This window comes from Acidobacterium sp. FHG110202_01, from assembly GCF_059115305.1.
In genome coordinates this window covers 553,010-566,260 of record NZ_JBZYWJ010000002.1, presented here as the reverse complement: position 1 = coordinate 566,260, position 13,251 = coordinate 553,010, and the positions used below count along the sequence as shown (strand labels likewise).

7 protein-coding genes, 1 tRNA gene and 2 pseudogenes are annotated in these 13,251 nt (G+C 53.8%); 7 read left to right on the top strand and 3 right to left on the bottom strand.

Features of this window, described 5'->3' with window-relative positions; translation table 11 throughout:
- Positions 1 to 8 precede the first annotated feature (8 nt).
- A pseudogene (locus tag AC5S16_RS05615) lies at positions 9 to 404 on the top strand (CHRD domain-containing protein); the annotation flags it as partial.
- 152 nt (positions 405 to 556) lie between these two features.
- Here AC5S16_RS05615 and AC5S16_RS05610 read toward each other — a convergent pair.
- Positions 557 to 1,420, bottom strand: a complete 864-nt coding sequence (locus AC5S16_RS05610; protein ID WP_493929047.1) for a DUF1003 domain-containing protein — start codon at positions 1,418 to 1,420, stop codon at positions 557 to 559.
- Between the two features lie 334 nt (positions 1,421 to 1,754).
- Here AC5S16_RS05610 and AC5S16_RS05605 point away from each other — a divergent pair, with 334 nt between their 5' ends.
- Both AC5S16_RS05605 and AC5S16_RS05600 read left to right on the top strand, forming a co-directional pair.
- Complete coding sequence (locus AC5S16_RS05605) at positions 1,755 to 2,033, top strand: DUF507 family protein (protein ID WP_493929046.1); 279 nt, start codon at positions 1,755 to 1,757, stop codon at positions 2,031 to 2,033.
- A complete protein-coding gene (locus AC5S16_RS05600) occupies positions 2,030 to 2,305 on the top strand; it encodes a DUF507 family protein (RefSeq protein ID WP_493929045.1) in 276 nt (91 codons plus the stop codon). Before AC5S16_RS05605 ends, AC5S16_RS05600 begins: the two co-directional genes overlap by 4 nt.
- An 87-nt stretch (positions 2,306 to 2,392) precedes the next feature.
- Here AC5S16_RS05600 and AC5S16_RS05595 read toward each other — a convergent pair whose 3' ends face one another.
- Positions 2,393 to 3,478, bottom strand: a complete 1,086-nt coding sequence (locus AC5S16_RS05595) for an LLM class flavin-dependent oxidoreductase (protein WP_493929044.1) — start codon at positions 3,476 to 3,478, stop codon at positions 2,393 to 2,395.
- 60 nt (positions 3,479 to 3,538) lie between these two features.
- Here AC5S16_RS05595 and AC5S16_RS05590 point away from each other — a divergent pair.
- Both AC5S16_RS05590 and AC5S16_RS05585 read left to right on the top strand, forming a co-directional pair.
- A tRNA-Glu gene (locus AC5S16_RS05590) sits at positions 3,539 to 3,615 on the top strand.
- A gap of 540 nt (positions 3,616 to 4,155) precedes the next feature.
- Positions 4,156 to 7,500 (top strand): TonB-dependent receptor, encoded by a 3,345-nt coding sequence (locus AC5S16_RS05585; protein WP_493929043.1) that lies wholly within the window; start codon positions 4,156 to 4,158, stop codon positions 7,498 to 7,500.
- Positions 7,501 to 7,663: 163 nt separating this feature from the next.
- Here AC5S16_RS05585 and AC5S16_RS05580 read toward each other — a convergent pair whose 3' ends face one another.
- Complete coding sequence (locus AC5S16_RS05580; RefSeq protein ID WP_493929042.1) at positions 7,664 to 9,031, bottom strand: hypothetical protein; 1,368 nt, start codon at positions 9,029 to 9,031, stop codon at positions 7,664 to 7,666.
- Between the two features lie 319 nt (positions 9,032 to 9,350).
- Between AC5S16_RS05580 and AC5S16_RS05575 the strand changes: the two are divergent.
- Together AC5S16_RS05575 and AC5S16_RS05570 are read left to right on the top strand one after the other, a co-directional pair.
- Positions 9,351 to 9,671, top strand: a pseudogene (locus tag AC5S16_RS05575) (carboxypeptidase-like regulatory domain-containing protein); the annotation flags it as partial.
- A gap of 180 nt (positions 9,672 to 9,851) precedes the next feature.
- Positions 9,852 to 13,007, top strand: coding sequence for a TonB-dependent receptor domain-containing protein (locus tag AC5S16_RS05570; RefSeq protein WP_493929194.1), 3,156 nt, complete (start codon positions 9,852 to 9,854; stop codon positions 13,005 to 13,007).
- The last annotated feature ends 244 nt before the right edge of the window (positions 13,008 to 13,251 follow it).

Sequence of the window (13,251 nt, the reverse complement as noted above, 5' to 3'; positions counted from 1 at the left end):
ATGAGGTTCCGGCGAAAGCCTCTTTTGCGCACGGCAATTTCACGGCAGAATTCAGTCAGGATGGCTCACTCTCGTACAAGTTGACCTTCTCTGGTTTAAGCTCTCCTACCACCCAGGCACACATACATTTTGGCGCGACTAAAACCAACGGTGGCGTGATGGTTTTTCTATGCGGTGCTCCCAAGCCTGCATGCCCAGCCGAGGGCTCGGTATCTGGCACAATTACTGCCTCGGATGTAAGCGTTCTTCCAGCAAACAATCCCGATTCAGTCATTCCTCAAGGCGTCTACCCGGGAAACTTCGGAGCTCTGGCGGAGGCGATTCTCAGCGGCACATCCTACGTGAATGTGCACTCGAAGGATTTTCCGACAGGTGAAATCCGGGGCCAGATCAAGGTTCGATAGTTTCAAACGTTGTGTGGAAGGAGCTTTCACTGCATCTTCCACACAGTTTTTGCTACAGAAATCATGATCCATGGCATCTGAGCTGCAGTAGCTTTGTCCACAACGTTTTCTCAAATTAACGTGTGGCTTGATGAGGCAACAGGTCATTTCGATTAAATCGTGCCCTCGCGCGGTTGCGAAGATTCACTCACTGTATGCCTTACCAGGTCTTCTACATCGCTCACCTTGTCTGTAAGCAGACCCAGGCGGCGTGACAGGGATTGAATTTCCGTCTCAGCACGGCGGTTGACATCGAAGTCGAGTTCGCTGCGCAGGCGGTCTTTTGCATCCTGACGGTTCTGGCTCATCATGATGACCGGCGCCTGGATTGCAGCCAGCATGGAGAGAAAGAGGTTCAGCAGAATGAAGGGGTAGGGGTCCCATGCGCGTTTCTGCAGCAGGATGTTTACGGCTGAATACGTCACCAGCACGACAATGAACGTGATGATGAATGCCCAGGAGCCGCCAAAGCCCGCGACTGAATCCGCGATGCGCTCGCCAAAGGTCGACTGCTCTTCAATGACCTCGTTTGGATTGCGGCTGGCGCGGCTTTGCACCAGCTTCTGCGTGCTGTGGTATTGCCGCGCCTGCATGGCGAGCATATCGATCCCTGCCATCGGCCTGCGTGTAATCAAGGCGGCAATGTCGTCGCGGCCGACTTCGAGGCACATTACTTCGTCCACGGCCATAGCCGTGGTGTGGTGCTCCACCTGCTGGAGCATGGAAGCGAAACCGAAGAATTCTCCGTGAGTCGGTTCGTGCACGATGACTTCCTGCTGATCCTCGTCGGTAGTGGTGACACTCACCGTGCCAGACATGACCACATAGGCATGGTTTGCAGGTTCACCCAGCTTGTAGATACGCTGGCGCGGCGCAAACTTCCTGACTTCCACCTGCGCTGCCAGAACTGCAGCTTCGTCGTCGTCCAGGAGCTCGAAAAGGGGAACATGTCGTAACTCATCGGGGTTGCAGGGCATAGCTGGCCTCTCACGGCGAGAATTTGTTGCGAGATACCATATCAGAGCAGGGCGCCTGCCTGTAACCGCAGCAGTGTTGAATTTTCGGGCGGTTTCTTAAAGCGGCAACCTGGTTTGTTATCTCTGCGGAGACCCCAATGAGCGATGTAACCGAACGCTCAAATCTAGTCGCTCTGCAGGTTTCAGATGGAGAGTTCCTGCCACAGACTTTTCTGTTTTCGCAGGTCATGGGTCATACCCTTTTGCGTATACCTCAACCAGAATGTTTGGCAATTGGCGCCGAAGGCGCGTGTCGCTGGACGCGCAGTCCCGTGCTATATTCCCATTAGGATCAATGATTTTCTCAAAAGAATATGTTGGATATCTGGCGCGCCATACGGTCAAGCATCTGATCGATGCGAAGATGATCCGCACCGACAAGGAAAAACTCGTCGAAGAGCGCATTTACAACGGTCTCCTTGAAGAGCTGCAGCTCGAAGACCGCATCAATGAAGAAGTCCGCGTTATCCTGGAGGCCTTCCAGGAAGAAATGCGACGCACGGGCGCGAGCTACCCTGAGATGTTCAAAAAAGTAAAACAGGAACTGGCGCGCAAATACAAGGCGGTGCTGTGAGAATCTCACGGGACAAGTTGAACAAGCTGGCGCATGTGGTTGCCGACACCCTGGCCGAGATCGACGAGGTTGAGTTTCAGGAGGACCGCAACACCATCCGGCAGGAGGCGCGTAAGGCGCTTGAACACCTGCTGACCGAAGAGATGAGGATCGACCAGGCTGCGCGGCAGAAGATCGAGTCGCAGCGGAAGGTCATTCTTGAGGGCAGCCAGGAGTGGGACATTCTCTACCGCAAATACTACACTGACGAAGTGAAGAAGCTCGGTCTCTAGCCGATCGGGCACACGCGCGCTTTGCGCGCCATTCTTGCCTACGTTTTGTTTCTTGCTTGCAGCTCGCTGTTTGCTTGGGAGAAGTTCTTATTTCGCCGCTGCGAATTGCTGGTTCTCTTCTCTTGATAGCAGTTCCTTTTTGATCTCCGCGACAATTTCATAGGAACGCAGACGGGCTGTGTGGTCATAGGGATTGCACGTGAGGATCAGTTCATCAGCCCCGGTTTCTTCAAGAAAAACTTCAAGCTTCTGACGGACTGTACTGCGGTCCCCGACGATAGCAGCAGCGCGCTTCTGAGCAATAGCGACGCGCTCGAAGTCGTTTGCGAGGCCTTCCACGCTGTCGACCGCGGGCGATAGCGGCGCGAGCTGGCTCCGGATGAGACGCAGGATATTGATGTATTCCGTCGTCGAGAGACGCTGCGCTTCTTCGGTTGTATCGGCCGCGAGCACAGGCACGCCGACCATGACATAAGGCTGGTCGAGCACTTCCGAGGGGCGGAAGTAGTGGCGGTAGATTTCGAGGGCCGACATCAGATCAGTCGGAGCGAAGTGCGCAGCAAAGGCAAAGGGCAGGCCGAGATCGCCGGCGAGCTGCGCACTGAATCCGCTGGAGCCGAGCAGCCAGATGGGAATGTTGAGTCCTGCTCCAGGGAGGGCTTTGACGGCCTGGCCGGACTTAGACGTGGCGAAATAACCGCGGAGCTCGGCGACCAGCTCAGGGAAGTTGTCGCCGTTGCGAAGCTCGCGGCGCAGGGCGCGCATGGTGGGGAAGTCGGTGCCCGGGGCACGGCCGAGCCCAAGATCGATGCGTCCGGGGTACAGAGTTTCAAGAGTCCCGAACTGCTCGGCGATCACGAGCGGTGCATGGTTGGGCAGCATGACGCCGCCGGAGCCGACGCGGATGGTCGAGGTTCCTCCGGCAACGTAGCCGATGAGAACAGAGGTTGCGGCGCTGGCGACCGATGCGAGGTTGTGGTGCTCGGCGAGCCAATAACGCTTGTATCCCCACTGCTCTGCATGCCGCGCGAGATCGAGTGTCTCGTGAAAACTGTCTGCAATGGAGCGGCCTTCTTTGATCGGCGCGAGGTCCAGAACAGAAAGCGGCGTGCGTGCGAGTCGTGCGGCGTTGGACATAATTGAAGGATGCCTGAAGCGCAGCGAATGATTCACGCGGACTCTTCTGTTAGAATCAGGAGAGTCGGCAGCAGCGCCTGCGCCGACATTTCATCTGGCGCCATGGTGTAATTGGTTAACACGCCGCCCTCTCAAGGCGGAGAGTTCGGGTTCGATCCCCGATGGCGCTACCAGGAATCACTCACTTATACATTCACAAAAATGGCAAGTGTGCCGCGGGTTTATATGATTCCCAATTTGGCAACAGCGGATGGACAAAGAAAATGTTTACACTTGTCGAGGGGGTAATTCTTTCCCCAGCATAGCTTAAGGCGTCCTGCTTTACGATAGCTCAGAAAAAATGGGTGGGTAGTACTTACAGACTTACAGATGGGGAAGAGCGCTTTTGCGCTCATATCGACTCAAGATGTTCTGCCTGGTTAATAATGTCCGTTTAAATTGCCTGCTTCGCATTCTCTACCCATTGATTATTAATTCATAAATTATTAAATTAAAAAATTGAGACAACGCTTTCCGGGTAATATCATTCAAATTTGAAAAAAGCGATTTAGCGGCGACTTAAGCCAGCCTGAGAATGATTGATCCTCCAACGATACAAAAGGGCGTACTTTCTCACGGCATTGGCAGAATGAGCAGCTATGCACGTCCTTTCCTTCAGCAATCAGAGAAATATATAAATCCTTATTTCGTTATACAGGAGGCAACTCTTTTTCATGTTTTACAGGCAGTTTCGTTGTTTGGTTGCAGCCAGTGCAGTGATGCTTTCGATCAGCACACTGAGCAGGGCACAGACAATTACAGGTTCCATTAATGGAACGGTATCTGATCCGTCTGGCGCTGTTGTTCCTAATGCTGTTATCACCGCGCATAATGTCGACACCGGAGTCGAGACTAAAACGACTTCCAACAATACCGGCGATTACAATATTCGCTTCCTCCAGATTGGCCACTATACAGTAACGGTTTCAGGCGCTGGTTTTTCTACCTATACATCGCCCCAATTCACCCTCGAAGTAAATCAGATTGCGAAGATCGATGCCAAATTGACACCTGGGAATGAATCTCAGACAGTCACGGTCAGTGGACAGCTCCAGCCAATTCTGGACACCGACAACGCATCCATTTCCAGCACTTTTACCTCGAACACAATTCAGAATCTGCCACTGAACGGGCGCAATTTCTCGTCTGTGACTTCATTCATCCCTGGCGCCGTGACTGCAACCCCATCCGGCATGACCGGCGTCAATGCCATCGAGCGTGACACGAATCAGAATGGGCAGGTTTCCGTTAATGGCAATCGGAACCAGACCAACAACTATCTGATGGACGGCGTCGAGATCAACGAAACGATCAACAACGTGATCGGTTACAACCCGAGCCCGGACGCACTTGAAAATCTGACGGTGATCACCTCCAACGCGGGTGCCGAGTATGGCAACGTGAACGGCGGCGACATCATCGCGGTCATCAAGAGCGGCACAAACAAATTTCATGGTTCAGCTTTCGGATTCCTGGAAAACTACAACCTGGATGCGAACACCTGGGCGAACAACTTCTCAGGAACCCCAAAGCAGCCCTTTACTCAAGCCATTTTCGGCGGAGGAATCGGCGGCCCGATCCTGCGTGACAAGTTATTTTTCTTTGCAGATTATCAAGGCTCCCGCTACCACACCGGAGGCACTCAGACTGCAAGCGTCATTCCTGAGGCATTCCGCAACGGTGATTTTTCTTCATCTCCGGTACAGCTCTATCACTTTGTGAATGGTGTTCGTACGCCATATCCGAACAATCAGGTACCCGTCACGAATCCGGTGGCACAATATCTGTTCGCTCATCCAGAGCTATACCCTCTTCCCAATAAGACCCCTACCGACGGAGTCGCGCAGAACAACTATATTGGCAATTATCGGAATACCGTGCGCAACGACCAGGGCGACGCGAAAATCGACTGGCACTACGGATCAAAAGATACTTTCAGTGTCCGTTATTCGCAGGGCGAGGCCTCCGATGCCACACCGCAAACTCCGATTGCGATTACTTTTCCAACTGTAAACAGTTATCCCTTCAAGGGCGTTGCTTTCAATCAGGTGCATATCTTCTCGCCTGCAATTGTCAACGAGTTCCGTGCAGGCTGGTCGCGTATCCGCTGGGTTCAGGGCATCCCGGTTGATACAACTGGCGCATTCGGCACCACGGGCAATGCGGTTGTCGGCATCAATTATCCCAATCAGCCATATCCCGGCTTTGCCTTTCAGGATTTTGGGAGCGGCCAGGGCAGCTTCGATCAGACTTACCTTACCGGCATCGGTACTACCGGCCTCGGCAGCAGCTTGATCAACAACATCTTCACCTATGGCGATAACCTCACCATCGAGTTGGGCAAGCACACAATGAAGATGGGTGCCGAAGTGGTTCGCTACCAGCAGAACAATTTTTACCCCGGTAATGATGGCGTGATGGGCCGCCTGCAGTATGGCGGTGGATTCACAGGCAGCAATGTCGCAGATTTCGATACGGACCAGGTCTACTACGCTGGCATCTCAGCCAATGTAGGCCGTTCCGGTCAGCGTCAGTATCGGGATGCCGGCTTCTTCCAGGATGACTGGAAGGTAACTTCCGCTCTGACCCTCAACCTGGGACTGCGTTATGAGTATGACCAGCCAATCTATGAAGTGAACAATAAGCAGGCGAATGTCGATCTGGCTACCGGCCAGTATTACCTGGCAGGCACGCCTGAGGCCGCCAAGGTCTTTGGCAGTGGGAATGCACTGTACCATCCGGTCTACACCAACTTCATGCCCCGTATCGGATTTGCCTTCCAGCCATCCGCTCGCTGGGTTTTCCGTGGTGGATACGGCATTACTAACTTCCTTGAAGGCACTGGCGCAAACCTGCGCCTGAACTTCAATCCGCCGTTTCAGCCGGCCTTTACCTATCAGGCAACAAACGCCAGCACCACAAGTCCGGGTACGCCTCTGACCGCGGAGAATGCTTTGCCGGAGAGCTTCAGTGCTTCCACCAGCAGCAATACGCTTCGCGCATGGCAGAGTCACCTGCGTCCCGCGCTCATCCAGGAGTTCACATTTTCAACAGAGTATGAGCTCAACAATCAGACCTCGATATCTGTCGGTTATGTTGGTCAGACCGGTCAGCACCTGATTGATGCGCGCGCAGGCAATCAGCTTTATGCTCCAAACACTACTGCTCCGTATGCAAACCTGGTTGGCCAGAGCGGCAGTGTGGTTGTGACTGAAGCTGAATCGATGTCGAACTACAATGCTCTGCAGGCCCAGGTCCGTCACCGTCAGCACAATGGTCTTGAGTACACGGTGAATTACACCTACGCCAAGGCGCTGACTAACAATCCGGGCTTCTATGGCGCGAACTCCTCGGGCAATAACGGTCCCAACTACAGCGCCTATTGGCAGAATGGCTACAACGGCCACGCGGACTATGGTCCGGCTGGCATGGACGTACGTCATAATCTGTCGGCAACAGGCGTGTACGAGCTTCCATTCGGTCGTGGACGCCGTTTCGGGAGCAACCTGAACCCGTGGCTCGACGAAGTTGCCGGTGGCTGGAAGCTGACGGGAACGGCTATGGCCTTCTCCGGCCTGCCCATCACGATCAGCGCGCCGAACACGACAACGGTCAACAACAGATCTTCACGCGCAAATCATTATCGTCCGCTTGAAGTACGGAATCGCAGCGTCGGTAAATGGTTTGGTACTGATCCGTCTGCCACTCCCTGTACCGGGAGCAACGGATTCGACAATGGTGAATGCGCCTACGGCACCCCAAACAGCGAACAGTTCGGTACCGCGAGCAATGGCACGGAGCGTGCTCCCGGGTTCGAGCAGATCGACCTGACTGCGGGCAAGGAGTTTCACATTACGGAAAACCAGGGTGTTGAATTCCGAGCCGACTTCTTCAACGCATTCAATTTCGCCAGCTATAACTACCCGGATTCCAACATCAGTGATAGCAGCTTTGGTCAGATCACTGATACCCGGTCACAGCCACGTATTGTGCAGTTCTCATTACATTACAGTTTCTAGTCAGTAGTACTTGTAATGTGCTGGAGCTGCATTTCAGCAGTGGATAGAAAGAGAAGAGCAGAAAGGGCCAAATTCCTGGAAGCTCTTCTCTTTTTTTATCCACAAATTTGTTTTTGAGCGGAATCACTTTTGCCGACTTCTTATTCGGGCAGTTGAAGCCTTTCTAATTTTCTCCAAGACGGTATGCAACTACATGCGCATTGGTTGCGTTTGATTCGACGCTGGTAATTTGAAGCAGGATTTCAAACGGGAGAAAGGCGCCGCTCTTCTGAGACGCTGCGTGTAATACCGAATCAAGAATGGTTCCATGCAGCAATGCTTCAGCAGCTGCCTGCGTGCCTGCCACATCGAGGCCCTGGATCAGAAAGAGATGGCCATTTCCGCTCAGATTGAGTTGATACGCGATCACCGCATAGGTTGTGTGCGTCGGCTCACTCCAGCGACTCAGGTAGCGGTCTGCTTCGCCGGTGCATGGCTTTTTGTTCACTACCCATGCCTGGTTCATCTCTTTGCTGTATTCAATGCGGAAGTTCAGATTGCGTTGGGCGATCTCAGCCCATGGATTGCTGCCAACCGAACCGAGCAGAATAATATTATGGTCCTTTAAATCATCCATGCTCAGGTCGCGCGGAAAACGCACAAACATCCGTTGCGGATCAACCTGGGGAAGACGTGAAATTGCCGCAACTGTATGCAGGTCCACAAAGCTGGTAAACTCCTGCGTGCGCAGGTCGATCTTGCTGTGCTCATCCAGCTCCGGAAGCGACAGTGTCCGGTAGTCGCCTCTGAGGTAATCATCCAGGCTCATCTGCCTTTTCGAGATATCTTCGAGAAGATTGAGCCCACAATCAGCGGGAACCACAAAGGTGTCCAGCGGCTCTCGAAACAGAGAGGACCACAATGCTGTCATCAGATCGGTAGGCTTCTGCTGCGGAACAGAAGTGTGATGTGCAATAGCCATTGTCGCGGCGACCAATATCGCCGAATAGACAAACAGACTCGCAGCAAGCCCCAATCTGCTTTTCCACGATGAGCCCTCCGCATTGAGCTTCGATGCTTCGTGTCCATTTTCCACCGCTAATTGCACCGGTACGGCTGCTTCGGAACTATCGGCGTCAGTCTCGTGCAGAGGTTCCGAGACGGACGCAGAAGGAAGGGAAGCATGGGCCACGAACAAGGGCACGTAGCTGCCTAGAGGAATCTCGATACGAAGTTGTTCGCTCTGACCTTCTGTAGTGAAGTATTCAGTCAGGCGTTTACGCAGCTGGCGTGCATAGTTGCGTACGATATTGTCTTCGACAGTACGGTATCCTTTGGGACGACTAAAGACCTGCACCCCAATCTGGTATTCACTGATTTCGTGCTCCTGGTTACTGAGCGTCTTGCTGCAGATGTAAACCAGGAATCGCGATAAGAGCGGCGCTCGCGTAAATTGACGGCTCGCAACAATGCGTTGAACGAGATCCCACCGCGGATCATCTTCAACCAGAGATTGATATTCAGGCAGAAGGGAAACTCGACCACTATCCATCTTTCAAACTCAAATGGGGTTTATTTATTGGTTAATGTATCGTCACTGGATAAACCCAAGGTAAATACATTTCCCGGAGATATTCGAGTGTAGTTTTACCAATAATTAATGCTGGATGTATCCTTTTCAATCTAAATGAGTTAATTGCATTTGTACACAGGTGTATACCCGGAAACCCACACAGGGTAAAGCCTTTTTTGCTTGCCGAGAGAAAGCGAACAATAGGGCTACTGCAAACCGGGGAACGACTCTGTGCAGCCCACAGAGTCGAAGTCGGCAGTCTCACAGACGCAATCCCTGGTCAGTTTGAAAGGGATACATGTCATTTCTGAAGGCAGGCCTTACAGCAGTTTTAATCACCTTGGCATTAACTTTGGGTGGAGCTCGAAGTTATGCTCAGCTCGACACTGGCGGCATTACCGGAACGGCGAAGGATCAATCCGGGGCTGTGATATCGGATGCGTCGGTTTCGCTCGAAAACGTTGCGACCAGAGCCCAGAACTCCACCAGGACCAATGCAAACGGTATTTATGTATTCAACTCAGTGCCCGCTGGCACTTATACCGTGCGCTCCGAGCGTGCAGGGTTTAACACGGTCACCATCAATGGCATCGAAGTTCACGTCCAGCAGACACAGACGGTCGACATTACTTTCGCTCCGGCGTCTCAGAATCAGGAAGTGGTCGTCACCGCCGCCAGCCCGCTGATCCAGACAGAGGATGCCTCCGTCGGACAGACGATTGGAACGGAACTGGTCAACGACCTTCCGCTGAACGGCCGAAACTGGCTCTCGCTCGGCCAGCTCTCTGCTGGCGTGGGAATGCCAAGCACAAGCGCCCCCGGCATCAATGGATCTCCGACAGGTGGAACAGCGCAGAACACATTCTATTCGGTCAACGGGCAGAACCTGTGGCAAAACGATGTCCGCCTGAACGGTATCAATAACAACATCGAAGTCTTTGGCGGCGGCTATGCCGGAAGCGACGCGACAGTCAATCCACCGCCCGACGCCATCCAGGAATTCCGCATCCAGAACGGCGACTATAACGCCGAGTTCGGTCACTCGACGGGAGCTGTGATCGATGTCGTGCTCAAGTCAGGAACCAATGACCTGCATGGCGATCTGTATGAGTATTTCCGCAACGAGGCGCTGGACTCGAACGACTACTTCTCAAAGCTGAACGGGACCCGCAAGGGCGAGTATCGTCAGAACCAGTTCGGCGGCGTTATCGGTGGCCCGGTCATGATCCCCAAGCTTTATGACGGAAGGAACAAGACCTTCTTCTTCTTCGACTACCAGGGGCTCAAATTCATCACCCCGCAGGCATTTACCGGCACAGTGCCGACCCTGGGCATGAAGCAGAGCAACTTCTCTAACCTGCAGGACCTCATCACGCTGAACAGCGGGACACATACCGATGGTCTTGGCCGAACCTTCAGCAACGGAACGATTCTTGATCCGGCAACGACGCGCTCCGTCGCAGCTGGCGCGATCGATCCTGTCTCCGGACTTCCGAATACCTCGACGAGCACGGTCTATGTTCGCGACCCCTTCTTCACTGGAGGTTCGACGGCGGGCATCACGAACTTCACCAACCTGACCAGTTCGCTCAATATCCTGCCGCAGAGCCGGCTCGATCCGAATGCCCTGAAACTGCTCAGTCTCTATCCCGGTCCGACCAACCCGGCGATTTTTACTAATAACTACTTCATCAATCCAAAGCAGGATGCGACCGTCAAGCAGTACGATATCCGCATCGATGAGATTTTTGGCGAGAAGGACACTCTTTTCGGTGTCTTTGACAAGAGCTATTTTGACGAGGTGACACCGGGCCATCTCGCCGGCGCTGCAATTGGCCAGTCGGGAGCGCAGAATCAGCACTTTCCCAGCTACATGATCTCTGCGGGCTACGTCCACACATTCAATCCCCGCCTTATCAACGAGCTGCACGTCGGTTTCTCGCACAGCAATAAGCTGCAGATTCCTTTCGATGCCAATCAGACAGGTCTTCCTGCTCAATATGGCATTGGAGGCATCCCCCAGGTCCCGAACAACGGCGGACTTCCGGCGATCTCGATCGGCGGTCTTACCGGTCTCGGAGACAGCCTCTTCCGTCCGACGCTCCAGACGGTTTTCGATACCGAGGTCACCGAGAATGTGACCATTGTCCGCGGCGCACATGACATGCACACCGGCGTCTCGGTCGATGACATCCATGGAAACATCGTGCAGCCAAACGCTTCGCGCGGATCATTCACTTTCAACGGACAGTTCTCCGATATTCCCAACAAGAGCGCAGGACTGAATGGCCTGGCGGACATCCTGCTTTCTCCTATCCCAGCCACAGTGCAGGGCGGCGTCGATAACGTAGGCGGCGTCCAGACTTACAGCGGTAATGCCTTTGCCGGAAGCAATTACCAGAGATGGTTTATCGGCGCATACTTCCAGGACAACTGGAAGGTGCTCCCTAACCTTACCCTCAACCTCGGCCTGCGGTGGGATTTCTTCACTCCTTATGGAGACACCAATGGACGCCAGGCGAATTTCATTCCCGACGGAGGAAATGGGCCGGGTGGAACCTTTTATATCGCCAACCAGGGATGCAAAGTCAACCGCTCGCCGACCTTCGATGCCCTGCTCCAGACCGACGGTATCAACCTGGTCTGTAACCCGGGTATGAGGACCGGAAATGCGCCATATACCAACTTTGCTCCCCGGCTCGGCTTTGCCTGGCGCCCCACGGACCGTTTCGTCGTACGCGGCGGATACGGTATTACTTATGGCGCTTTGGCCAATCTCGGTTATGGCGGCACTCTCGGAACCAACTATCCATTCGTCTACTCAATCAGCAACACGGCTCCGAGCTCTCAGGCCCCCCTGGTACTGCCTGACGGGGAAACGGCAACCATGGAGAATACGTTCTCAGTACTGAACCTCTCGGATCCGGCATCAGTGAACGGCGCCGGCGTTGCACTCTATGGTCGCCAGTGGAGTTACCAGACGCCCTACGTGCAGACCTTTAACCTGGCTGCGCAGGAGCAGTTCACTCAGCATGACTCCCTTGAGGTCGGATACGTCGGTGCTCTAGGCCGTCACCTGGATATCCTCGGCTCAACGAATTCGCCGAGCCAGTTCGCGCCTCCCGGAGCCAACCCCGTTTCCTATGTCGCGTTTCCGGATTTCTCCCGCGGCTCGACCTATGAGACGACCAATGCCATGAGCAACTACAACTCGATGCAGGTCACCTACGAGCACCAGGCGAGCTTCGGGTTGAGAGTTCTGGCCAACTACACCTATAGCCGTTGCATGACTGACCAGAGGTCACCGCAGAACTCGGCTGCCGCGGGATATCGTGCGCAGTGGCTTAGTGGCTTCGGTATCGCTGGAGATTACGGTCTCTGCGATTCTGACTCAACGAGTGTCACTCACTTTTCGGGAACGTATCAGATCCCGGTTGGACGCGGGATGACGGTGGGAAAAAACATGAACCGCGCCCTCGACGCGGTGGTTGGCGGATGGCAGGCAAACTGGATTTACACTTACCAGACAGGCCAGCCTTTCACGATCAGCTGCCCCACCTCGACTACGGCTTTCTTCGGCTGCTTTGCGCCCACAGTGAAAGGGCAGGACATCTACGCCGGGCCGCATAACCGCACACAATGGCTTAACCCAGCCGCGTTTTCCAATCCGGCGGCGGTTACGAACAATGAAGTGAATCTGGCCGCTCTTGGCGGAGGTCCGGGACAAGCCAGGGGACCCCAATACAACAACCTGGATGCCTCACTTTTCAAGAACTTCACGATGACCGACCGCTGGCGCTTCCAGCTTCGGCTTGAAACCTTCAACACGCTCAACCTGACACAGTTTGCCCAACCAGGGAATCTGAACTTCAATAACCCGACGCAATTTGCCAGCATCACCGGCCTGCGCGGTAACCCAAGAAAAGTACAGATAGCAGCGAAGATCTTCTTCTAAGCTCAGGAATGGCGCAACGTGACAAGGCTCGCGTTGCGCCATTCTGAATCATTTTCATCATCACCGATACGCATTTGAACATTCCAATTACGTTTTTGCGATCTTCTGAGTAGTTTTCAGTCAGCACTCTCCGGTTCATTCTCCTGGTTGCATTTCTTCCTGGCACAGTTTCCAAATAAAAAACCATACTTCGCTCCTTCCGCAGGACACGTGCCAAGCTCATATCTCGATGATTCAGAGATGA